Here is a 22,031-nt window from a genome sequence, read left to right as displayed (position 1 = left end):
GTCGGCAATCCCTTCCCAATCGCAAACGGTCGCTTTAGTCGCGACCCTTCCAATCGCGGCCTGCCCGTTTCAACAAGGTCCGAGCCGCGACCAAAAAGAAAACCGGCAGACGGCTCGTCGAGCTCATCTGCCGGCTTCGGGAAAATCGCCGGGAGTCTTTAAAAAAGCTAAAGCATCCCGGCCGAAAGGCTAAAGTCGATTACACCGTATTACTGCTGCGCCGGCTGCTGTTGGTCGGAGCTGCTGTCGGACGGAGATGCGCCGGAACCGGAAGGCACATGCTCGCCATGCCCGCCGTGCCCACCACGGCTGACGCCGCCGCCGCTCTGGCCGGGACCCGCACCGCCGCCGCCCGCTGCCGCGCTCGCGCCTTGGCGCTGGCGCAAGCCGATCGCGCCGCCGGACGCCTTGGCGATGTTCGCTTCGGTCAAGCCGCCCAAGGTCATGGCCGAATCGACCACGATGGTGGTGACGTCGGTGATGTCCATACGGTCGGCTAGTGAACTGGTTACCACGGCCTTGACCGGACCGCGACCCGGCGCCGGATTGTTCGGAGTGGCGGTCAGCACGATGGGATACGCAGTGCCCGCGGGGACGGTAATCGAGTACTGGTTCGAGGTGCTCGTAACCTCCGTCGTCGTCACTAACTGACCGTTCTTGTCCCGCACTTCGATCTTGGCATCCGTAACGGGACCGTGTTGATCCTGAACGTTCCCGCTGATTTTCGCTTCCGACATGGCCGGCGCAGAAGAACTGCCGCCGGGACCGGCATCGCAGCCGGCCAATAGCCCAGCCACGGCGATAGAGAAGGCGCAAAAACCATTTCTCAGAACAGAAAAGCGAGTCTTATCGAATTGTTGATTGGTCATACTCTGTAAACCGACTGTTTAGTTGAGTGGGTTCTAACTGTCCGCGTATTGAAACATCGGCGTGATAGCGCGGGGTTTATAGCATATAAGTTCTTTTTCTGTACATATTTCGGCCGCTTGACGAAAATCCGCGAAATTGCCTACGGCGGCCAAGGCGTTTGCTGGATCGGTTCACCCCAAAAGGCGGCATGAAAATCCATCATCTCCAACCCGATCAGGCCTTGACAAGCCTTCATACTCAACCCGAAGGGCTAAGTGAAACCGAAGCGGCCCGCCGGCTCCGTGAATATGGTGCCAACCGGCTTACGGAGTTCGAGCGGGAATCCGTCGCACTACGCTTCGCCAGGCAGTTCACTCACTTTTTCGCCCTGCTCCTCTGGCTTGCCGCGGCATTGGCGTTTTTCGGGGATTGGAAAGCGCCGGGGGAAGGCATGGAAACTCTGGGTTTCGCCATTATCGGCGTGATCCTCGTCAACGGGCTGTTTTCGTTCTGGCAGGAATACCGGGCCGAAAGAGCCATCGCCGCGCTGCAAAAGCTCCTGCCGCTGCAAATCAAGGTGATGCGCGAAGGCAGCGTGCGCCTTGCGGATGCTTCGGACATCGTGCCGGGCGATGTGATCCTGCTGCAGGAAGGCGACAACGTACCCGTCGACTGCCGGGTTCTGGAGGCTTTTGCCCTGAGGGTGAACAACGCCACGGTAACCGGCGAAGCCTTACCCCAAGCCAGAGACGCGCAGCCCTCGGCGACGGACGAGCTCATTCACGCTCGCAATGTCCTGCTGGCGGGCACCGCCGTCGTCTCCGGCGAAGGCCGGGCGGTGGTCTTCCACACCGGCATGCACACCGAATTCGGCAAGATCGCCCACCTCACTCAAACGGCAGGCGAACCCGTTTCCCCTCTCCAAAACGAAATCCTCCGCCTGAGCCGGATCGTCGGCATGCTTGCCGTCTCATTGGGCATCGTCTTCTTTTTCATCGGGCGGGCGGCCGGCCTGTCGTTTTGGCAGGATTTCATCTTCGCCATCGGCATCATCGTCGCCAACGTACCGGAAGGCCTGCTGCCCACGGTTACCCTCTCCCTCGCCATGGCCACCCAGCGCATGGCCAAACGCAATGCCTTGGTACGCCACCTGCCATCGGTCGAAACATTGGGCTCGGCCACCGTCATCTGCACGGACAAGACCGGCACCCTGACGCAAAACCGCATGGCGGCGAGACAAATCTTCTTCGGCAATGAAGTCTGTCATCCGGAAGATATCGACGAACAACTCGCTGCAACCTACCCGAGACTTTGGGAGTGCGCGCGCAACTGCCAGAACCTCAAGGAAACGAGCCGCGACGGAAAGCGGGAGCTACTCGGCGATCCCATGGAGATCGCGCTGGTGCGGATGGCGGAACGGTTCCTGAACGATACCGCCGCCTATCCGAAAATCGACGAGATCCCTTTCGACACGGACCGGAAGCGCCTTTCGATTTTGAGCCGCACGCCGGAGGGGAACCGGCTGTACGCCAAAGGCGCCCTGGAAACCGTGCTGCCGCTGTGCTCCGACGTGCAGATCGGCGAAGAAATCGTGCCGCTGACCGAGGAAATGCGCCGCCGGTTTGTCTATGCCCAAGAAACGATGGCGGAACGCGGACTTCGCATCCTCGCCTTTGCCCATCGCGAAATCTCGGATACCTATAATCACGATCGATTGGAAGAGAACCTGATACTGACCGCCCTGGTCGGCCTCGAAGACCCGCCCCGTCCCGAGGTACCGTCCGCCATCGAAAAATGCCTTCAGGCAGGCATCAAGGTCATCATGGTCACCGGCGATCACCCTCACACCGCCAAGGCGATCGCCCGGGAAATCGGTCTGCTCCGCGGCAATCACCCCCACGTGATCACCGGCGACGAATTGCGGCGGCTCTCCAACACGCAGCTACAGCTCGCGCTCGACAAAGAAGAAGTCATCTTCGCCCGGCTCGGCGCCGACCAGAAGATGCGCATCGTCGACGCCCTGAAACGCAAACGGCACGTAGTGGCGGTGACCGGCGACGGAGTCAACGACGCCCCGGCGCTCAAGACCGCCGACATCGGCATCGCCATGGGCATTGCCGGAACCGACGTGGCCAAGGAATCCGCCGACATGATTCTCCTGGACGACAATTTCGCGAGCATCGTCAGCGCGATAGAGGAAGGGCGGGCGGTATTCGGCAATATCCGCAAGTTCATGTCCTACATACTCACGTCCAACATTCCCGAACTCGTGCCTTACCTCGCTTTCGCCCTGTTCAGCATTCCGCTGCCCCTGACCATCATCCAGATTCTGGCGGTCGACCTCGGCACCGATATGGTGCCGGCCCTGGGACTCGGAGCGGATCGCCCGGACCCCGTCTGCATGAAAAAGCCGCCCCGATCGGCCAGGGAAAAACTGCTCACCTGGCCGTTGCTCACGCGTGCCTACCTGTTCCTCGGAGTTCTCGAAGCCCTCGCCGCCATGGCGGCCTTTTTCTACGTGCTCCATGGAGCCGGCTGGCAGTACGGCCAAACCTTGGCCCGAGACAACCCGATTTATCTCCGAGCCACCACGGCCTGTCTGTCGGCCATCATCGTCATGCAGGTGATGAACGTCTTTCTGTGCAAACATCCGGACCGCCCCCTGTTCCGCTCTCCCCTTTTCAACAACCGATTAATCCTGGTCGGCATTCTGCTGGAAATCGCCTTGATCCTGTTCATCGATTACACGCCTTGGGGCAACAACATCTTCGGCACCGCGCCCATAGAGCTCGACGTCTGGCTGTTTACTCTGCCGTTTGCATTGGGAATGTTGTTGATGGAGGAAATGCGGAAGGGACTGGCGAGATTAATGGCGGCGCCCTAAACCGGTGGCAGAATCGTACACCGTTTCGAAAGCGCGCGGGTTAGGCATGGATCTTATTCCATTCGGCATTCGAGTGACCATTAATTGTAGGTGGGTTAGCGGAGCGTAACCCACCATCGATGGGTTTCGCTTCGCTCTACCCATCCTACAAAATGAATGCCTTATTGAAAGCGATTTGGAATTAACCCACCAAACAGCCGCGGTCTCTGCGGCTCTGCGGAACGAAATGCCGATTGCCCGGTAAATCAGAAATTCTTTCGTTGCCGTGAAGCGGTTTTTGCTCTACTGACTCTTTCGGAGCGATAGATGAAACGCATGCCCATAATGAATGCGCCGAGAACGATCAACAGTACGGCAAACGGTATCGCCAAGGCGGTCTGACTCATGACCACGGCGGCCCCGATCAGAATCAGCACCAAAGGCTTCACTTCGTAAAACATCTTAACTCCTCGTCAACTCTTCTATGGCCGCACGGATCACGCGGGTTCGTTCGGCGCCTCGCGAGAAGTCCCGGTCGGCCGAAACTGGCCGACCGGGACCCACATGTAAACTGAGCCGTCGTTAAGAATAGCCGCAAGCCGATATTTTTATTGCCGCCTGCCCGATAACGAGTTCGTAAGATGCACTGAGTGCCCGAAACGCATTGATCGCGAACGATGCGGTTCGTCCCTCACCGCATCCTACCTTTTGGTATACCTGATAACGTCCACCCTACCTTTTTCTTCCCGTCAAAGACCCCAGCACGCCCCTAAGAAGCTGCCGGCCGAGTTCGCTGCCTATGCTTCGGGCGGCGCTTTTGGCGAAGGCCTCCATCGCGGTTTGCCGTTGTTTGCCCTTACCGCGCGACGGAGTGCCCAGAATGCTCCCGAGCGTATCGAAAATGCCTCCGGCTGCCGAACCGGAAGCAGGACGGCCGGCTTCTTCGGTCCTTTGCTGGAGATCCTCGGCGGCACGCGCTTTGAGCATTTCGTAGGCCGACTCCCGGTCCACGGCTTTTTCGTAATGGCCCGCGATGGGCGACTCGCCGATGAGTTGCTTTCGTTGAGCGGCATCGATGGGGCCGATCTTGCTTTGAGGCGGCAGGATGAAGGCCCGCTCGACGATATGCGGACGGCCTTTTTCGTCGAGTAATGAAACCAAGGCTTCGCCGACGCCCAACTCGGTAATGACGGTCTTCTCGTCCAGGTCCGGATTGTCGCGCATGGTTTCGGCCGCCGAACGAACCGCTTTCTGATCCCGCGGCGTAAAGGCCCGAAGCGCGTGCTGGATGCGATTGCCGAGCTGTCCCAAAACCTTGTCCGGAACGTCCAGAGGATTTTGCGTCACGAAATAAACGCCCACGCCCTTGGAGCGGATCAGGCGCACGACTTGCTCGATCTTGTCCAGCAAAATCTCCGGAGCGTCGTCGAATAGCAGATGCGCCTCGTCGAAGAAAAACACCAGCTTGGGTTTGTCGCGATCCCCCACTTCCGGCAGATGCTCGAACAGTTCGGACAACAGCCAGAGCAGAAAGGCTGCATAGACTTTCGGTGCCTGCATGAGCTTGTCGGCGGCCATGATATTGATTACGCCCTGCCCGTCCGGCGCGGTTTGCATCAGATCGTCGATGTTCAGGGAGGGCTCGCCGAACAGCCGGTCTCCGCCCTGGCTTTCCAAGGCCATCAAACCGCGCTGGATGGCGCCGATGCTGGCGGCGGAGATGTTGCCGTACGAGGTGGTGAATTGGCCCGCATTTTCGCCCACGAACTGAAGCATCGCGCGCAAGTCCTTCAGATCGAGCAGCAGCATTCCGCTGTCGTCCGCGATCTTGAAAACCAGGTGGAGCACGCCCTCCTGGGTTTCGTTCAGATTAAGCATGCGCGAGAGCAGCAAGGGCCCCATCTCGGAAATGGTCGCCCGCGCCGGATGGCCTTGTTCGCCGAAAACATCCCAAAAGGTCACCGGAAATCCGGCGAATTCATGGCCCTGGATGCCGAGCAACGATAGCCGCTCGGCCATCTTCGGGCTGGCCACGCCCGGCTGGCTCAAACCGGACAAATCGCCTTTGATGTCCGATAAAAACACCGGCACGCCGATGCGGCTGAAACGCTCCGCCAGAACTTGCAGCGTAACGGTCTTGCCGGTGCCGGTCGCGCCGCTGATCAGGCCGTGGCGGTTGGCCATGGACGGCAGCAGTGAAAGCGAATCCCGGCCTTTGGCGATTAACAATGCGTCGGTCATGAGTGGTCTCCGGCAAATGAAGTGATCCGTTAATAGTAATCGGCAACTAGCCGGTTGACCGGAAAAAGTCCGTACCCGGCGCGGGACAATGCTGTTGAACTAAGCCGTCATACCGGCAGGGAGTGCCGGTATCCAGTCGACAAGGACGTTACTCCGCAAGTCGTCCCGAACGTCTGGGTTCCGGCATTCCCTGCCGGAACGACGAGCCTGAGCCTTAACTCAAAACAGGAGCGGCCGAGCAAACTCAACCATCAATAATGACCGGATGATTGGCGAGCTCGTCGCCGTGCAGATCCGGTCCCGCGAAGTGCTTTTCCAAATGAGAGCCCACGGCTTGAACCCCGGCCACGATACCCGCTTCGAAGTCGCCTTTCCGAAAAGCCGCTTCCATCTCATGGCAGATACGCTCCCAAGCTTCCGCTCCGACCAGCCGGTCGATACCGCGATCGGCGACGATCTCCACGTCCCTATCCGCGAGCAGCAGATAAATCAAAACGCCGTTGTTCCGTTCCGTATCCCAGATGCGGAGATCGGAAAACACTTCCAAGGCCCTTTCCCTCGGCGTCTCCCGCCGCAGCAATCTCCGCCAATCGAGCGAAATTTCCACGGCGACGCGGATTTCTCCGCCGTGCTTCGTCTCGCTTTCACGGATCTCCTCGGCGATGGCTTTAAGCGCGTGGCGCGGCAGGACCCGCCGAAGCCGCCAGGGTCCGTAACACAGATGCTTTAGGATACGACCGAAATGCTTGAACATCACCAGCGCCCCGAAGCTCCGCCGCCGCTGAAACCGCCGCCGCCCCCTCGGAAACCGCCACCTCCGGAGGAGCCGCCGAATCCACCGGGCCCGCCGTACCAGCCGCCCGGCCCTACCCGACCCATGCCTCCGAACACCGTCATGAACACGAAGAAGCCGACGAAAAGCGAAAACAGGATCGGCAGACCGAAAAAGGCGACCAGCAGTCCGGCGCCCGCGCCGGCAATGAGCCCGCCGAGAAAGGGGCCGAACAGAAACCGGAGTATCCGCCCACCGAAGATGCCGCCCAGAATCGAAAGCCCGAAAACGCCGCCCAGATCCTCATCCGGAACTCTTTCGCCATCGGCTGGCGCGGGCAGAGGCTCCCCGCGAATCAGGGCGAAAAGGCTATCGATGCCTTCGGACAGGCCGCCGTAGAAATCGCCTTGTTTGAAAAACGGGAGCATCACGTCTTCCACGATCCGGTTGGCGACGGCATCGGGGATCACGCCCTCGAGCCCGCGCCCCACTTCAATCCTAACGGTACGGTCCTGCTTGGCCAGGAGGATCAGGACGCCGTCGTCGATCCCCTTGCGGCCTAGCTTCCAGGCATCCGCCACCCGTATGGAATATTGCTCGATGGTCTCGGGCTCGGTGGTGGGCACCAGCAAGATCGCGATTTGGCTGCCCTTTTCAGCCTCGAAGGCTGACAGCCGGCTTTCGAGTCCCGCCTTTTCGTCCGGCTTCAAGGTCCCGGTCAGATCGGTCACTCGCGCCTGAAGCGGCGGCACCGCAACCTCGGCCCTAGCCTCGGACCCGACAAACGCCAGAAGGACGGCAAGAATCCAAACCGGAAGCATGTTCGGCATCGATATCGACGTTCGCCTACCGGGCCGGAGCGGGGGCCGGGGCCGGCGTGCCGAAATCGACCGTGGGCGGCCGAGAGATTTCGCGTTCGTTTTCCACCGTGAAATTCGGCTTGACCTCCATGCCGAAAATCCGCGCGGTAATGTTGGTGGGGAAGGAGCGGACCGTGACGTTATAGTCCTGAACCGCCGCGATGTAGCGATTGCGCGCCACGGTGATGCGGTTCTCCGTACCTTCCAGCTGCGCCTGCAGATCGCGGAACAAACTGTCCGCCTTGAGCTGCGGATAGTTCTCCGCCACCGCCATCAATCGCGACAAGGCGCCGGACAATTCGCCCTGAGCCGCCTGGAACTGGGAGAAGGCCTGCGGATCGTTCAACAGTTCCGGCGTGGCCTGAACGGACCCGACCCTGGAACGCGCCTCGGTCACCTGGGTCAACACCTCCCGTTCGTGTCCGGCGTAACCCTTCACCACGTTGACCAAATTGGGCACCAGGTCCGCCCGGCGCTGATATTGGTTTACGACCTCCGACCAGCTCGCCTTGATCTGCTCGTCTTGCTGCTGCAGGGTGTTGTATCCGCATCCGCTCAGCAAGAGCACGTGTAATAAGACCAAGCCCGCGATCAATGTGCGCATGTTTTTCTCCCGAAAAGGCTGTCGGACGATGTCCGGAAAACGAATCCATAAAGTGTGCTACGTACAACAGGCATAAGACAATCTGTCAAAAGGCTTATTCGGAGTATCCCGTTCAGGAGTCCCGGCAACTCGTGTTTGTTCCGAAGTACGGATTTCGTAGGATGGGTTAGGCGCGCATCGCACCGAGTCCGCAAAGTTCCTTCGGTGTTTCCGCGCGCCGTAACCCACCGGGGGGGGCGTGGACCACACCTTTTGGTGGGTTACGGCGCGCTCGCGGCACAGTGACTAATACCAAATCTGTCGCTATGCGCGCCTAACCCACCCTACGAAATCCGGTTTTCAGGACAAAACGAGGATCGCCGACGAAGCCCGCGCCCATTTGCGGTACCGGCGAGTGCTTTAGTATCCTACAAGGTTTAATTCGGCGACCGAAATCCCCGCGTATGGAAGACATTTACAAGCCGCAGACCATCGAACAAGAAGCCCAGGACGCCTGGGAAGCCCAGGGCGTTTTCCGCGCCGTCGAAGACCCGGCCAGGGAAAAGTATTACTGCCTGTCCATGTTCCCCTACCCCAGCGGGCGGCTGCACATGGGCCATGTCCGCAACTATACCATCGGCGACGTGATCGCCCGCTATCAGCGCATGCAGGGCAAGAACGTGCTTCAGCCGATGGGCTGGGACGCCTTCGGACTGCCGGCGGAAAACGCCGCGATGCAGAACAAGGTCGCTCCGGCGGCGTGGACTTACGCCAATGCCGATTACATGCGCAAGCAACTCAAGTCGCTGGGGCTCGCCATCGACTGGAGCCGCGAGATCGCCACCTGCAAGCCCGATTATTATCGCTGGGAACAATGGCTGTTCACCAAGCTGTTCGAAAAAGGCCTGATCTACAAGAAGGTCGCCCCGGTGAACTGGGACCCCGTGGACCAGACCGTGCTGGCCAACGAACAAGTGATCGACGGCCGCGGCTGGCGGTCGGGCGCGCCGGTGGAAAAGCGCGACATCCCCATGTACTTCATGCGCATCACCGCCTACGCCGAGGAACTGCTCGCCGGGCTGGACCAGTTGCCGGGCTGGCCCGAACAGGTGAAGACCATGCAGCGCAACTGGATCGGCAAGAGCCACGGCTGCGAAGTGCATTTTCCCTACGAGGACGGCAGCGACGTCCTCAAGGTTTACACCACCCGCCCCGACACCCTGATGGGCGCGACTTATGTCGCCGTGGCGGCGGAACATCCGCTGGCCCTGGCAGCCGCGGAAGGCCATCCGGAATTGGAAGCCTTCATCGAGGAATGCAAACACGGCGGCACGGCGGAAGCCGAGCTCGCCACCATGGAAAAGAAAGGCATGGCGACCGGCCGCTTCGTCATTCATCCATTAACCGGCGAAAAACTGCCGGTGTGGGTCGCCAATTACGTATTGTGGGGCTACGGCGAAGGCGCGGTGATGGCGGTGCCGGCGCATGACGAGCGGGATTTCGAGTTTGCGCATAAATATGGACTGCCGATCAAAACCGTCATCGCGTCCAAATCGGACGCTTATGAGACGGTCGATCCGGAGGGCGAGTGGATAGACGACTATGCCGAGTACGGCGTGTGCGTGAATTCGGGAAAATACGATGGCCTCGATTTCCAGCAAGCCTTCGACGCCATCGCCGCCGATCTCGAAGCCAAAGGCCTAGGCCAGAAGCGCACCCAGTTCCGCCTGCGCGACTGGGGCATCTCCCGCCAGCGTTACTGGGGCTGCCCGATCCCGATCATCCATTGCCCGAGCTGCGGCGACGTGCCGGTACCCGAAGATCAGCTCCCCGTGGTACTGCCGGAGGACGTCAAGATCGATGTGGGCTCTCCGCTCAAGAAAATGCCCGAGTGGTATCAAACAACCTGCCCGAAATGCGGAGGCCCGGCTGAGCGCGAGACGGATACCATGGACACCTTCGTCGAATCGTCCTGGTACTACGCCCGCTATGCCTGCCCGGACAGCCACGACGCCATGCTGGATCAACGCGCCAAATACTGGCTGCCGGTGGATCAGTACATCGGCGGCATCGAGCACGCCATCCTGCATCTTCTGTACGCGCGCTTCTTCCATAAGCTGATGCGCGACGTGGGCCTGGTGGACAGCGACGAACCCTTCACCAATCTGCTCACCCAGGGCATGGTGGTGGCGCCGACCTTCTACCGGGAGCAGGCCGACGGCAAGAAGCACTACTACAACCCGGCCGAAGTGGACGTGCAATTGGACGAGCGGGGAAGGCCGCTGGGCGCGAGCTTGAAGGCCGATGGACAGCCGGTCACGATCGGCGGCACCGAAAAAATGTCCAAGTCCAAGAACAACGGCGTCGATCCGCAAGCGCTGATCGATCGTTACGGCGCGGACACGGCGCGCTTGTTCATGATGTTCGCGTCCCCGCCCGAGCAGTCGCTGGAATGGTCGGACAGCGGCGTGGAAGGTGGATTCCGGTTCCTGAGGCGCCTCTGGAAACAGGTCGCCGTCCATGTCGACCAAGGCCCCGCCCCTAGGCTCGACAAGACGGCGCTCGACGAGGCGCAAAAGGCCATGCGGCGCCAGACGCACGAGACCCTTCGCAAGGTCAGCGACGATATCGGCCGGCGTTACACCTTCAACACGGCGATCGCCGCCAACATGGAACTGCTCAACGCCTTGGCGAAGTTCGACGATGCGAGCGATCGGGGACGCGCGGTGCGCCAGGAAACGCTGGAGCTCGTGGTGCTGATGCTGTCTCCCATCGTGCCCCATATTTGCCACCGCTTGTGGCACGAGCTCGGACATCCCGAAACGGTCGCGACCATGGCATGGCCAAGAGCGGACGAATCGGCGCTGGTGCAAAACACCGTGGAGCTGGTGGTTCAGGTGAACGGCAAGCTGCGCGGCAAAATCACCGTGCCGGTGGATGCCGCCAACGACGCCGTCGAGGCCGCCGCGCTCGGCGATCCCAACGTGCAGCGCTTCGTCGAGGACAAACCGGTCAAAAAGGTTATCGTGGTTCCGCGCAAGCTGGTCAACATCGTGGTGTAGCCAATGACAAGACGGTCTCTCGCAAAAGCGGCGGTTTCGGCAATTTTCGCCCTATTGCTCTCGGCTTGCGGATTCCATCTCCGCGGCAGCTTGCCGGCCACGATGGTCGCTAAAACCTTCTACATCGACGGTTTGGGGCGCGGAGACCTGTTCGTTCAGGAGTTTTCGCAGATTTTGTCTTATTCCGGGGGCAACCTCGCGGCGGCTCCCAGCCAGGCCGGCGCGGTGATCCACATCGTCCAGGCGAGGCAGGACCGCCGCCCGATCGGTCTGAGCAAGCAAGGCCGGGCCAACCTGTTCGATTTGAGCTATCGGGTCGTCTACGAGGTCTCGACGCCACAGGGCGAGATACTGCTGCCGCGCCAGGAGCTCGAGCTGAAACGGGATTATTTCAACGATCAGACCTCCCCGCTCAGTCAAACCCAGGAGGAATACCAAATCCAACAGGAGATGCAGCGCGAGGCCGCCCAACTCCTATTTCGCCGCGTCGCTTACGCACTGAGCCGCCCGCCTGCGGACAAGTCGTGAAACTATCCGCCGAGCAGCTGGGAGAGCAACTGAAAAAGCGTCTGGCTCCGGTTTATTTCCTGAGCGGAGACGAGCCCCTGCAACTCGCGGAAACGTCCGACGCGGTACGGCAGGCGGCGCGTGCCGCCGGGTACGGCAGCCGTGAATTGTTCTACGCCGATACCGGCTTCGACTGGGGCAGCTTGCAGGAGGCCGCCGATTCGTTTTCTCTCTTCGGCGAAAAGCGCATTTTGGACCTGCGCCTTCCCGCGAAGCCGGACAAAGCGGCGGCGGCAGCCCTGGCGCGTTATGCCGAGCGGCCCGCGGAAGACGCAGTCCTCATCGTCAGCAGCGCGAAAATCGGGGGCGCCGAACAAAAAAGCCGCTGGTACCAGGCCATCGACCGCATCGGCGTGGTGGTCCAGGTCTGGCCCCTGGAGGGCGAGCAATTGCTGCGCTGGCTCGACCGGCGCTTGAACGCGAAAGGTCTGTTGGCCGACCGCTCGGGCATCCGCATATTGGCCGCCCGCGTCGAAGGCAATTTGCTGGCGGCCGCCCAGGAAATCGAAAAATTGCACATCTTGTACGGCAAGGGCAAGATCGACGACGACCAGATCGTCAAGGCCGTCGCCGACAGCGCCCGTTACGATGTTTTCGATCTGGCCGAAGAAGTCTTGCGCGGTCACACTCAGAAAGCCTACCGCGTACTCACGGGACTCAAGGCGGAAGGCGTGGCGCCTGCGGTCGCGCTATGGGCGCTCACCCGCGACGTTCGCCTGATCGGCAACATCATGGCTCTGGTCGCCCAAGGCACCCCGACCGAATCGGCATTGGCGAAATGCCAAGTGTGGGACAAACGAAAATCGACCGTGCTCCAGGCACTGCAGCGCCTGAACCGCGACAGCATTCACCGGACCCTCTTGCTCAGCGCCAAGGCTGACAGAGTGATCAAAGGCATGGAAACGGGCGACCCCTGGGAAGAACTGTTGTCCGTCTGCGTAAGCCTCACGGCACCTTCGGGAACACGCATTACGGCGAAGCCTCATTGACGTTTCATAGCTCACCGCTTTCGATTATTCACCTTTCCTTGAACGACCCATGTTAAACGACCTTCAAACTTACATGCTTAGGGTGGGCGAGCAGGCTCGCGAGGCCGCCCGCTCGATGAGCCGTGCGGAGACCGCCGCAAAGAACAGCGCTCTCCTGGCCATCGCCGACACCCTGCAAAGCAATACCCAATTGCTGATGGCGGAGAATCACAAGGATCTCGAGGCCGGACGCCACAGAGGACTCGACGGCGCGATGCTCGACCGGCTGGACCTCACCGAAAAGCGCATAGACGCCATGGCTCAAGGTCTACGCGAAGTGGCCGCGCTTTCCGATCCGGTGGGCGAAATCACCGGCCTCACCTATAGACCCTCCGGCATTCAGGTCGGCCGGATGCGGGTGCCTTTGGGCGTCATCGGGATCATCTACGAGTCCCGCCCCAACGTGACCGCGGACGCCGCGGCGCTTTGCCTCAAATCCGGCAACGCCTGCATCCTGCGGGGCGGGTCCGAAGCCATACATTCCAACAAGGCCATCGCCGACTGCATACGGGACGGTCTTGAGCAAGCGGGACTGCCCCGCGACGCCGTGCAACTGATCGAAACCACCGACCGGGCGGCGGTCGGCGAGCTGATCCGCATGGAACGCCACGTGGACGTGATCGTGCCGCGCGGCGGCAAGAGCCTCATCGAGCGCATCACGGAAGAATCCCGCATCCCGGTCATCAAACACCTGAACGGCATCTGCCACGTCTACATCGACGACCGCTGCGATTTCGACAAGGCCATCAAGATTGCTCTGAATGCCAAGACCCAGCGCTTCGGTGTCTGCAATGCGATGGAAACCTTGCTGATCGCTGCCCCGATTGCGCCCGTTCTCCTTCCGGACCTGGCGCACCTCTTTCGGGAAAAGGGCGTGGAGCTCCGCGGCTGCCCTAGAACCGTGCAAATCTTGCCGGACTGTACGCCGGCAACCGCGGAAGACTGGGACACCGAATATCTCGCGCCCATCCTGTCCATCCGCGTGGTCGAGGGCCTCGACGAGGCGCTGGATCATATCAATCGGCACGGATCGCAACACACGGACGCCATCGTGACCGAGGACTACACCCGCGCGCGCCGTTTTCTCCGGGAAGTGGATTCCAGCTCGGTAATGGTCAACGCCTCCACCCGGTTCGCCGACGGTTACGAATACGGCTTGGGCGCCGAAATCGGCATCAGCACCGACAAGCTGCACGCCCGCGGCCCGGTAGGACTGGAAGGATTGACCACCCAGAAATTCATCGTTCTGGGCGATGGGCATATCCGCGCCTGACTTGCAACACCTAGGGCGGATTAGTATCGTAGGTCGGCAATCCTTTGCCGACGAATATGTCGGGAAAGGGTTCCCGGCCTACTGCTGCGGCCTCTCCCCCCCAAGAGCGCTCATGATCGGCATATACGGCGGAACCTTCGATCCCATCCACTACGGCCACCTGCGGACGGCCCTGGAAGTCAAAGAAGCGGTCGAACTGGACGAGGTCCGCTTCGTCCCCTGCCGTTTGCCGCCCCACCGCGCTGCGCCGGAGGCCGAACCCGATCATCGCCTTAAGATGCTGGAGCTGGCCCTGCACGACGCCGAGCCCGGCTTCCGTATCGATACACGGGAACTAGACCGGCCCGGGCCGTCCTACATGGTGGATACGCTTGCGTCCATTCGAGCGGAGATCGGCGCTCGGCCGTTGTGCCTGATCGTCGGGCTGGATGCCTTCCTCGGCTTTCCCCGCTGGCACCGCTGGCGGGAGCTGTTCGATCTCGCCCATATCGTCGTCATGCAACGGCCGGGCGCGGCGCCCGATTTTGCGGGCGATTTGGCATCGCGCATCGCAGAACGCCGTACCGAACAGCCAGGTGCCATGCGCCCTCAGCCGGCGGGAGCAATCCATTTCGTCGATGTCACCCAGCTCGATATTTCGGCGACCCGCATCCGGGAAGCCGTAAAAACCGGCAAGAGCGCCCGTTATTTGATTCCCGAGCCGGTCCGGCGATTCATCCAAAGCGAAGCACTTTACCGGTAGCCCAGAAACGGCAGTCCCGCGCGTCCGCAGGCGCGAGCAAGGATGATTTCAAGCATATCGAACGAAAGCGACCGCAGGTACAATCCCTTTGCCTCGGTCGGCGTGTGGATCTTGCGATGCGTTCCCGCATCGCGGCCAAGAGCGGAATGGGCCCGGCCCGCGCTACTTTTGGCCGAATTCCTCCGGTACCCGAGATACACGCGGCGCTTATCGGCCGATGATGTTTGTTATGCGTGTAAAAGCACGCTGCGGCGCTTCTTGGCGGCCGCCACGCCGCTCAAACCGGCGAGTCCGGAGGCCAAGAGCCACACGGCCGCGGGCAAAGGCACCGGGGCCGGTTCGCCGCCGGACAGAACCGCGCCGATGGTCACGCGGATCGCGTTCAGATCGATCCAGGCCTCACCCTGACTGCCCACCGGAACGGCCCCCAGCATCGTCGTCAAGAGGATGTCCAGTTCTTCGCTCCGGGCAATCGACTGCTCGAACAGCGTGGTCCAGCTGCCCGCCTTTTCGCCGCCGCTGCCGCCGAGGCGGAAGGATTTTTCACCCGAGTCGCGGAACAGTTCGTCGTTGGTAAAGTCGTCGAGCCGGAGCCGACTGTTGGCCGAAGCGCTGCTGTTCTTTCCGGCGAGTGCGTAGTCGCCGCCCTCGGCCAAGTGAAACTGATTGATCAGAAATCCGTCCTTGGCGATGACCTGAAATTCCATGGTTTCCCTTAGGCGCTGGGAAGCCGAGGCGGCAGAACGATCGGAAAAGGCGAAGCTCAGGGTATCGCCGTCGATGGACGGTGTCCCGAAGTAATCCAGGTCCTCGTCCGCAAACTGGAAATAAACCGATTGGCCTTCCAGCAGGGCGGCCTGCGCGGCAGTCCCGCCGAAAAAGAAAAGAATCCCTGTGATCACACCGATAAATGTCTTCATGAGCAATCTACTCCCTAATCAGTCGGTTAAAAAGGCGAATCAGACGGCTTGCCGAAGCAAGCCGCGGATTGTTACAAGCACGTTTCATTCCACATACCGGATCAGCCAGAAATCGCATGCGCAAACGGATTATGGCGCGCCTTTTGCGGGAAATGCCTGGACCATAGGGCAAATGCCTCACCTGTTCGGCGTATTGTCACAAGAATTTAACATTCGTCGACTAGGGTTAAACATTTTTCGAATAACGCCAAGAATGAACGCTTTCACCGTAGCCGTTTCGTCAGCGCTCTCGCTGCTGACTTTCGCCGGTTCGGCCGACGCCGCCCCAACCGTCAAATCGGTCGAATTCATCGGGATGCCTGCTCCCGTCACCGCCGACGAGAAAACGGACATTTACAGCAAAGCCCGGATGAAAGTGATTTACCGGAACGGCAAGAGCCGGACTTACGATCTGAGTTATCACGAACTGATGGGCACCGCCGATTCGATCGCCGGGCATACCGTGGGCGGCTTGTACGACTACCATGATCACCCGCTGGCCGATACCTACGGACAAATCGCCTCGGATTCGCCGGACGGCAACTCCCTGATGGCGATACCGGGCATGAAGGCCCACGATCCTCTTCGAAACGAAGCCCTGGCCCTGGTCACCCAGTACGAATACAAGGAACTGCCGCCCGCCGGGCAATCGGGACGCTTCTGGAGCAAGCTGCCGGCGACCGCGAGCTTTGCCAAGCTCGATCAAAACAAATCCACCGGCGCCCTGACGGTTGCGGATTACCACAACATCAGCTTCGGCAGCGTGAACGGTCTTTGGATAGCCTGCGCCGCCTCGCTTTCGCCCTGGAACACGCATCTCGGCAGCGAAGAATACGAACCGGACGCCAAGGTTCGCGGCGGCGGCGCCAAGACCGAGGACAGCGACGACACCACGGACATCGACTCGTTCAGCCGGTATTACTTCGGCGATGCCGCACACGCCAATGCCTATCACTATGGTTTGGTGCCGGAGGTAAAGATCGACGCCAACGGAACCGCATCGGCCGTCAAGCACTACGTCCTGGGCCGGTTTTCGCGGGAATTGGCCGAAATAATGCCCGACCGGCGCACGGCTTACATGGGCGACGACGGCGTCAATACCGGGCTGTTCATGTTCATCGCCGACCACCCCGAGGATCTGTCGTCAGGCACGCTTTACGCCGCCAAATGGAAACAAACCACGGCGTCGAGAGGAGGAGCGGCGAAGCTGACCTGGATCAAGCTGGGCTCGGCCGCGGATGCCGAAATCAGGGCCCTGGTCGATAACGGCATCAAGTTCGCCGACATATTCGACGCCAGCAATACCGACCCCCATGAGCATGGCTACAAGAAAGTCACCACCTACACCGGCACCGAATGGCTGCGGCTCAAGCCCCATATGGAAAAAGCCGCGGCTTTTCTGGAAACCCGCCGTTACGCGGCCTATCTCGGAGCCACGACCGAATTCTCCAAAATGGAAGGCGTCGCCCACGATCCGAGCGGACGCAAGGCGTATGTCGCCATCTCGCGTATCGAAAAAGGCATGGCCGACGGCACCGGCGATATTCGCCTGCCTCAAAACGACGGCGGGGCGGTTTACGAGCTCAAGCTGACCGACGGCCATGAAGCCGGGATCGATAGCCGCTTCGTGGCGTCCGCCATGAGATCCGTACCGGAGCTCCTGGGCGGGTGGCTGGGCAAGAATGACAACGGCGAAGACAGAAAGGATGCCGAAGGCAACCGCTGCGAGCAGGACAAGGTTTGCGGACCGGACAATCTCAAGTTTTCGCCCGCGAGCCGCACGCTTTTTATCGGCGAAGACACCAGCCGCCGCAACAATAACTACGTCTGGGCCTACAACGTCGACAATCGCCGCTTGGCGCGCATCCTTTCCACGCCGATGGGCGCGGAAGCGGCCGGTTTACAGATCGTGGAAAATGCCCACGGCTTCTCCTACATCATGAGCAATTTCCAGCACGCCGGCGAGGAAGTAAATAAAAACTACATGGGGCACGACAAGGATCTCGTGATCGCGAAGCTGAACGAGAAGTGGCACGCCCTGCATCGCGCGGTGATCGGTTACATCGGCACTCGCAAAGGCGCATTGCCCGCGTTGAAATAAGAGACGCAATCGGAGCGTTTTTCCGGTCGGTGCGGCAGTAGGTCGGCAATCCTTTGCCGACACACTGGGTCGACGAGGGCTTTGTCGGCAAAGGATTGCCGACCCACGCATTTCCCAATCCGCACCGCTAAACCGCGGGGAAAAACTCTAGGGCGGGCGCTTACGAGCATCGGAGCCTCAAACAGCGGAAGTTCGATGACCTCGCTGACCGGGATCCGCTCCGGTCATGAACGATTCGCACCCTTTGATCCAGGTCTTTTCACGCAATCGCTCCAAACGGCTCACCAGTTCGTGAACCAGACACGGATACGGGTGAACGTAATGCCGGGGCACCAGCCAGGTTTCCGGAAGTTCGCGCTCCGCAAGCCGGAAAAATTCGTCGCAGAACGCCAAACTGGCATCGGTAAGCCCGGTGAAATCCAATTCGATCCTGCGTTGAGGACAGCGGCGCAGCGCCGCGATGATGCGTTCGGCCTGGTATTCGGTTTCCAGCGCCTTGGTAAGAGGCTCGGCGAACCGGACCAACGGAATCGATAGCGGAGCGAGGGGTATGGCGGTCATTTCGTTCCCGGATCAGCTGCTCTTGACGATCTTGAAGACGATCCGGCGCCCCATGGGCCGCCGCCTTCGCCGTGCGGCCAAGGGATGGTCGGCGTAGGGTTCGTGGTTTTCGAGACCGGCAAGATGGCATTCGCCGCCGTGGTCGCGATAGTCGTGGCGGAAGTGATCGAGGAACTCCATCACCGTATGGTCGATGAGGTAAGCGTCCGCCAGATCGAAGATCACCGTTTGACCGGCGGGCAATTCCGCCGCCACGCGCTTGAGCGCCAGAAAATTGGAGAAGATCGCCGAGCCGCCGATCCTGATGTGATAAGTGTCGGGCGATGTTTGCTTCAACGCATAATCGAGCCTGGCCAGGTGCTTGAGTTCCACGCCGCGAAAGATGTGGATCATCAGCTTGGCGGCAATGCCGATTGCAACCCCCACCAATAGATCGGTCGTCAGAATGCCCACAATCGTGACGCAGAAGAGCGCCAACTGTTCCTTGCCGATGTCCATGGTCTTGGCGAACTGGCGGGGCGAAGCCAGGCGAAAGCCGGTGTACACCAGAAGCGCCGCCAAAGACGCCAGCGGAATCTCATGGATGACATGGGGAAAAAACACCACGAAGAGGCCCAGCAGGAGGCCGTGAAAAAAGTTGGCCCAGCCGGTCTTCGCCCCGTTGTTGATATTCGCCGACGAACGGACGATCTCGGCGATCATCGGGAGCCCGCCGATCAGTCCGGATAGCAGGTTCCCCACGCCTACCGCGGTCAAATCCCGGTTCAGGTCCGAACGGCGCTTGTAAGGATCGAGCTTGTCAACGGCCGTGGCGCTCAGGAGCGATTCGAGGCTTCCGATCAGGCCGATCGACATCACGGCTCCCCAGAACTCGACCGTCGCGATCTTCGAAAAGTCCGGAAAGTAAAAGCTCGCCAGAACGTCTTCCGGAATCGAGACCAGGAACCTCGGCCCTATCGTGTACTCGTGGTGCGGCAGGAACAGGAAGACATGTTCGTGCTCCAGGTCGAAATACCGGCCCAGGGCCATGCCGACGACGATGACGATCAGGGGGGCCGGGATCATCCTGAGATACGGATTTCTGACCCACGACCAGATCATCAAAATAACCAGCCCCAGCAATCCGATCAGGGCGATTTCAGGGTTGGCGGCCATCACGCTGCGCGGAATCCCGGCGATCGCGGAGAGTATTTCGCCGTCTTCCGGTTTCACTCCGAGCATCACGTGGATTTGCTTGGCCATAATGATGATCCCGATGGCGGCCAGCATGCCGTGCACTACCGCGGCCGGGAAATAGGCGTTGAGCTTCCCGGCTTTCAAGAGGCCCATGAGAATTTGCAGAACGCTGGCCATCACAATGGCGGCGAGAGTGTAGCGGTAACCCGCCATGGCATCGCCTTGGCCCAAGGATTGGACCGCCGAGAGGATCACTACGATGAGTCCGGCGGCGGGACCGTTGACGGTGACGTGAGAGCCGTTGATCCTGGACACCACAACCCCGCCGATCACGGCACTGATGACCCCCGCCATGGGCGGAAATCCGGAGGCCATGGCGATGCCGAGGCACAGAGGCAAAGCGATGAGAAACACCAAAAAGCCGGATACGAGATCCGATCGCCAATGGTCTCTAAACCCCGGCAGACCGGTTCGGGGCACCCGGCGCAAAGCTTGGCTCGAAACCATAGTCGCACTCACAAAACTGCATTAACCGAGTCCGGTGAAGCGACTTCCATGCCAGATGCAGAAAAATTATATCTTATTGATTTTTAATATAAATGACTTATTTTGGCGAGGTATTTAAGTGTGGACTGGTTCAAGGCCACCCGCTTAGGCGGTGTATTTGAACCGCATCCGGGTCACCGAATGAACCTCTCCCAGTCGTTCGGGGCGAGAGTTTTCATCATGCTTGTGCGGACACGGCAACGGGCGGGATGAAAACCATTCCGCCCGCCCTCTTTTGCACAGGGGAATCGAGAGGGATTCAAGACGCTTGCCGAAAGCCGGCACTACGTCGGCTCCCTCACCGTACAATCGAACTTAGAGTGCTCCGGCAAACCGGCCAGCAGAAACCGGAAACGGAACGAAAACCAGTCAGCTCGGCAAAATGCGAGGTCCTGTACCGGCACTGGGACGCGTTAGCCTCGTGCCGGTGCTGAAAGCCGATAGCCGGATCAGCTCGATTCTTTCAGCCCGTACTTCCGGATGCGATAGCGCAGCGTTTCGCGGGTCGTGCCGAGGGCGCGGGCGGCGGCGGTGACGTTGCCGTCGTGGCGCTCCAGGGTGGTTCGGATGATGTAGCAATCCATATCGTCCAACGCCATGCTCCCGTCGAGCGGAATGAACAATCCGTCCGCGCTCGCGGCATCGATGCCCGGCATTCCTTTTTCGCCGTGCCGGCGCAGCTGCAACCATTCGACCGGCAACAGCGGCCCCTCGGCGAACAGCACGCAACGCTCGATGACGTTCCGCAATTCCCGTACATTGCCGGGCCAGTCGTGCGCCCGCAATTCCGCCCAGGCCGCTTCCGGAACCACCTTGACGTGCTTGCCGGCCTTGGCGTTGAACTCGGCCACGAAAAGCTCCACCAAATCTTCCAAGTCCTCCTTGATGTCCCTGAGGGGCGGCAGGGTGAGCTTGAACACGCTCAAGCGATGGTAAAGATCGCCGCGGAATTCGCCGCGCTTGACCATGTCCTCCAAATCCCTATGGCTTGCCGCGAGGATTTGCACATCGACCGAGATTTCCTTCTCCGAGCCCAGCCGGCGGATTTTCCGGTCCTCGATCGCCTTGAGGAGTTTGGACTGAAGATCCGGAGCCATCTCGCCAATCTCGTCGAGGAATAAGGTGCCGCCTTCGGCCTGTTCGATCAATCCCCGGTGCCGTGACAGGGCGCCCGTGAATGCGCCGGCCTCATGCCCGAACAATTCGGATTCCAGGAGCTCGCGCGGCAGCGCCGCGCAATTGAGTTCGATCAACGGGTTTTCCGCCCGTTTCCCGCCATAATGCAGGATGCGGGCCGCGAGGCCCTTGCCGGTGCCGGTTTCGCCGCCGATGATCAAGGCGCTGAAAGGCACTTGGGTCAAGCGCGTCAACATCTCGCGCACCCGCTGCGCCGCTCGGCTCTTGCCGACATAGGCCTCCGGCGAATAACGGCGATAGCGCTGGCGGACTTGCTGAGCCAGGCGCTTTTGGGCCTGGGCGCTGCGGGCGGCGGCGGCGATCACCAAGTCGAGCCGCGACATCTCGCACGGTTTTTCGAGGAAGTCGTACGCACCCAGGCGCAAAGCCCGCACCGAATCCGGCACGCTCCCGTACCCGGTGAGCAGCAGCCATTCGGTATTGGCGATCTGCCCTTGAAGCGATTCCATGAAATCCAGAGCGTTGCCGTCCGGCAGATTCATGTCGGACAGGATCAAGATCGGCTCGAATCCCTGTTCTAGCAGCAACTCTTTCGCATCCTTGAGGTCTTTGGCCCATTCCACTTCCCAACCCGCCTTGCGATAGTGGCGCGTCAGTTCGGAGCCGAACAAGGCTTCGTCTTCGATGATCAGCAAGGTATTCAGCACGACA

General features: G+C 60.4%; 17 protein-coding genes. 7 read left to right on the top strand and 10 right to left on the bottom strand.

Going from position 1 to position 22,031, the window contains the following annotated elements; all coding sequences use genetic code 11:
• Positions 1–209: 209 nt before the first annotated feature.
• A complete protein-coding gene (locus ACR2R1_RS20405; RefSeq protein ID WP_205780626.1) occupies positions 210–869 on the bottom strand; it encodes a hypothetical protein in 660 nt (219 codons plus the stop codon).
• Positions 870–1,057: 188 nt separating this feature from the next.
• Between ACR2R1_RS20405 and ACR2R1_RS20400 the strand changes: the two genes are divergently transcribed.
• A complete protein-coding gene (locus ACR2R1_RS20400) occupies positions 1,058–3,733 on the top strand; it encodes a cation-translocating P-type ATPase (RefSeq protein ID WP_347258642.1) in 2,676 nt (891 codons plus the stop codon).
• A 245-nt stretch (positions 3,734–3,978) separates the two neighbouring features.
• Here the strand turns inward: ACR2R1_RS20400 and ACR2R1_RS20395 are convergent, their stop codons facing one another.
• The 5 genes from ACR2R1_RS20395 to ACR2R1_RS20375 all read right to left on the bottom strand — a co-directional run bounded on the left by ACR2R1_RS20395 (position 3,979) and on the right by ACR2R1_RS20375 (position 8,189).
• Entirely contained in the window at positions 3,979–4,173 is a 195-nt protein-coding gene (locus ACR2R1_RS20395) for a hypothetical protein (protein ID WP_077727889.1), read from the bottom strand.
• A 271-nt stretch (positions 4,174–4,444) separates the two neighbouring features.
• On the bottom strand, positions 4,445–5,953 hold the full coding sequence (locus ACR2R1_RS20390) for a helicase HerA-like C-terminal domain-containing protein (RefSeq protein ID WP_086133060.1): 1,509 nt from the start codon (positions 5,951–5,953) through the stop codon (positions 4,445–4,447).
• A 244-nt stretch (positions 5,954–6,197) separates the two neighbouring features.
• Positions 6,198–6,707, bottom strand: a complete 510-nt coding sequence (locus tag ACR2R1_RS20385) for a TPM domain-containing protein (protein WP_077727887.1) — start codon at positions 6,705–6,707, stop codon at positions 6,198–6,200.
• Complete coding sequence (locus tag ACR2R1_RS20380) at positions 6,707–7,546, bottom strand: TPM domain-containing protein (RefSeq protein WP_205780625.1); 840 nt, start codon at positions 7,544–7,546, stop codon at positions 6,707–6,709. The genes ACR2R1_RS20385 and ACR2R1_RS20380 overlap by 1 nt, the downstream gene beginning before the upstream one ends.
• Positions 7,547–7,571: 25 nt before the next feature.
• Complete coding sequence (locus tag ACR2R1_RS20375) at positions 7,572–8,189, bottom strand: LemA family protein (protein WP_434111706.1); 618 nt, start codon at positions 8,187–8,189, stop codon at positions 7,572–7,574.
• 443 nt (positions 8,190–8,632) lie between these two features.
• Between ACR2R1_RS20375 and leuS the strand changes: the two genes are divergently transcribed.
• From leuS to nadD, 5 genes are all read left to right on the top strand, one after another.
• A complete protein-coding gene (leuS, locus tag ACR2R1_RS20370) occupies positions 8,633–11,230 on the top strand; it encodes a leucine--tRNA ligase (protein ID WP_434111704.1) in 2,598 nt (865 codons plus the stop codon).
• A gap of 3 nt (positions 11,231–11,233) precedes the next feature.
• Positions 11,234–11,758 (top strand): LPS assembly lipoprotein LptE, encoded by a 525-nt coding sequence (gene lptE / locus ACR2R1_RS20365; protein WP_086133056.1) that lies wholly within the window; start codon positions 11,234–11,236, stop codon positions 11,756–11,758.
• On the top strand, positions 11,755–12,786 hold the full coding sequence (gene holA, locus ACR2R1_RS20360) for a DNA polymerase III subunit delta (RefSeq protein WP_434111702.1): 1,032 nt from the start codon (positions 11,755–11,757) through the stop codon (positions 12,784–12,786). The genes lptE and holA overlap by 4 nt, the downstream gene beginning before the upstream one ends.
• A 49-nt stretch (positions 12,787–12,835) precedes the next feature.
• Positions 12,836–14,098, top strand: coding sequence for a glutamate-5-semialdehyde dehydrogenase (locus ACR2R1_RS20355; RefSeq protein WP_434111700.1), 1,263 nt, complete (start codon positions 12,836–12,838; stop codon positions 14,096–14,098).
• Between the two features lie 112 nt (positions 14,099–14,210).
• Positions 14,211–14,840 (top strand): nicotinate-nucleotide adenylyltransferase, encoded by a 630-nt coding sequence (nadD, locus tag ACR2R1_RS20350; RefSeq protein WP_133716763.1) that lies wholly within the window; start codon positions 14,211–14,213, stop codon positions 14,838–14,840.
• A gap of 227 nt (positions 14,841–15,067) precedes the next feature.
• On the opposite strand, the gene ACR2R1_RS20345 is transcribed toward nadD, so the two are convergent.
• Positions 15,068–15,760 (bottom strand): VPLPA-CTERM sorting domain-containing protein, encoded by a 693-nt coding sequence (locus tag ACR2R1_RS20345; RefSeq protein WP_434111698.1) that lies wholly within the window; start codon positions 15,758–15,760, stop codon positions 15,068–15,070.
• Between the two features lie 253 nt (positions 15,761–16,013).
• Here ACR2R1_RS20345 and ACR2R1_RS20340 point away from each other — a divergent pair, with 253 nt between their 5' ends.
• Positions 16,014–17,900 (top strand): PhoX family protein, encoded by a 1,887-nt coding sequence (locus tag ACR2R1_RS20340; RefSeq protein ID WP_434111696.1) that lies wholly within the window; start codon positions 16,014–16,016, stop codon positions 17,898–17,900.
• Positions 17,901–18,077: 177 nt separating this feature from the next.
• Here ACR2R1_RS20340 and ACR2R1_RS20335 read toward each other — a convergent pair whose 3' ends face one another.
• From ACR2R1_RS20335 to ACR2R1_RS20325, 3 genes are all read right to left on the bottom strand, one after another.
• A complete protein-coding gene (locus tag ACR2R1_RS20335) occupies positions 18,078–18,461 on the bottom strand; it encodes a hypothetical protein (protein WP_077727876.1) in 384 nt (127 codons plus the stop codon).
• A gap of 12 nt (positions 18,462–18,473) precedes the next feature.
• Positions 18,474–20,144 (bottom strand): SulP family inorganic anion transporter, encoded by a 1,671-nt coding sequence (locus ACR2R1_RS20330; protein WP_434111694.1) that lies wholly within the window; start codon positions 20,142–20,144, stop codon positions 18,474–18,476.
• A gap of 488 nt (positions 20,145–20,632) precedes the next feature.
• On the bottom strand, positions 20,633–22,027 hold the full coding sequence (locus ACR2R1_RS20325; protein ID WP_077727874.1) for a sigma-54-dependent transcriptional regulator: 1,395 nt from the start codon (positions 22,025–22,027) through the stop codon (positions 20,633–20,635).
• Between the last annotated feature and the right edge of the window lie 4 nt (positions 22,028–22,031).

It is taken from the genome of Methylocaldum sp. GT1TLB (assembly GCF_051027445.1).
In the GTDB taxonomy this organism is placed as follows: domain Bacteria; phylum Pseudomonadota; class Gammaproteobacteria; order Methylococcales; family Methylococcaceae; genus Methylocaldum.
This window is presented reverse-complemented; position numbering and strand designations above follow the sequence as displayed.

Excerpts from the sequence above, each read along its gene's own strand:
- ACR2R1_RS20375 (WP_434111706.1), bottom strand. The coding sequence starts at position 8,189 with ATGCGCACATTGATCGCGGGCTTGGTCTTATTACACGTGCTCTTGCTG.
- ACR2R1_RS20390 (WP_086133060.1), bottom strand. The coding sequence starts at position 5,953 with ATGACCGACGCATTGTTAATCGCCAAAGGCCGGGATTCGCTTTCACTG.
- ACR2R1_RS20355 (WP_434111700.1), top strand. The coding sequence starts at position 12,836 with ATGTTAAACGACCTTCAAACTTACATGCTTAGGGTGGGCGAGCAGGCT.
- leuS (WP_434111704.1), top strand. The coding sequence starts at position 8,633 with ATGGAAGACATTTACAAGCCGCAGACCATCGAACAAGAAGCCCAGGAC.
- ACR2R1_RS20385 (WP_077727887.1), bottom strand. The coding sequence starts at position 6,707 with ATGTTCAAGCATTTCGGTCGTATCCTAAAGCATCTGTGTTACGGACCC.
- ACR2R1_RS20345 (WP_434111698.1), bottom strand. The coding sequence starts at position 15,760 with ATGAAGACATTTATCGGTGTGATCACAGGGATTCTTTTCTTTTTCGGC.
- ACR2R1_RS20405 (WP_205780626.1), bottom strand. The coding sequence starts at position 869 with ATGACCAATCAACAATTCGATAAGACTCGCTTTTCTGTTCTGAGAAAT.
- ACR2R1_RS20330 (WP_434111694.1), bottom strand. The coding sequence starts at position 20,144 with ATGGTTTCGAGCCAAGCTTTGCGCCGGGTGCCCCGAACCGGTCTGCCG.
- ACR2R1_RS20380 (WP_205780625.1), bottom strand. The coding sequence starts at position 7,546 with ATGCTTCCGGTTTGGATTCTTGCCGTCCTTCTGGCGTTTGTCGGGTCC.
- lptE (WP_086133056.1), top strand. The coding sequence starts at position 11,234 with ATGACAAGACGGTCTCTCGCAAAAGCGGCGGTTTCGGCAATTTTCGCC.
- ACR2R1_RS20395 (WP_077727889.1), bottom strand. The coding sequence starts at position 4,173 with ATGTTTTACGAAGTGAAGCCTTTGGTGCTGATTCTGATCGGGGCCGCC.
- nadD (WP_133716763.1), top strand. The coding sequence starts at position 14,211 with ATGATCGGCATATACGGCGGAACCTTCGATCCCATCCACTACGGCCAC.
- ACR2R1_RS20335 (WP_077727876.1), bottom strand. The coding sequence starts at position 18,461 with ATGACCGCCATACCCCTCGCTCCGCTATCGATTCCGTTGGTCCGGTTC.
- ACR2R1_RS20400 (WP_347258642.1), top strand. The coding sequence starts at position 1,058 with ATGAAAATCCATCATCTCCAACCCGATCAGGCCTTGACAAGCCTTCAT.
- ACR2R1_RS20340 (WP_434111696.1), top strand. The coding sequence starts at position 16,014 with ATGAACGCTTTCACCGTAGCCGTTTCGTCAGCGCTCTCGCTGCTGACT.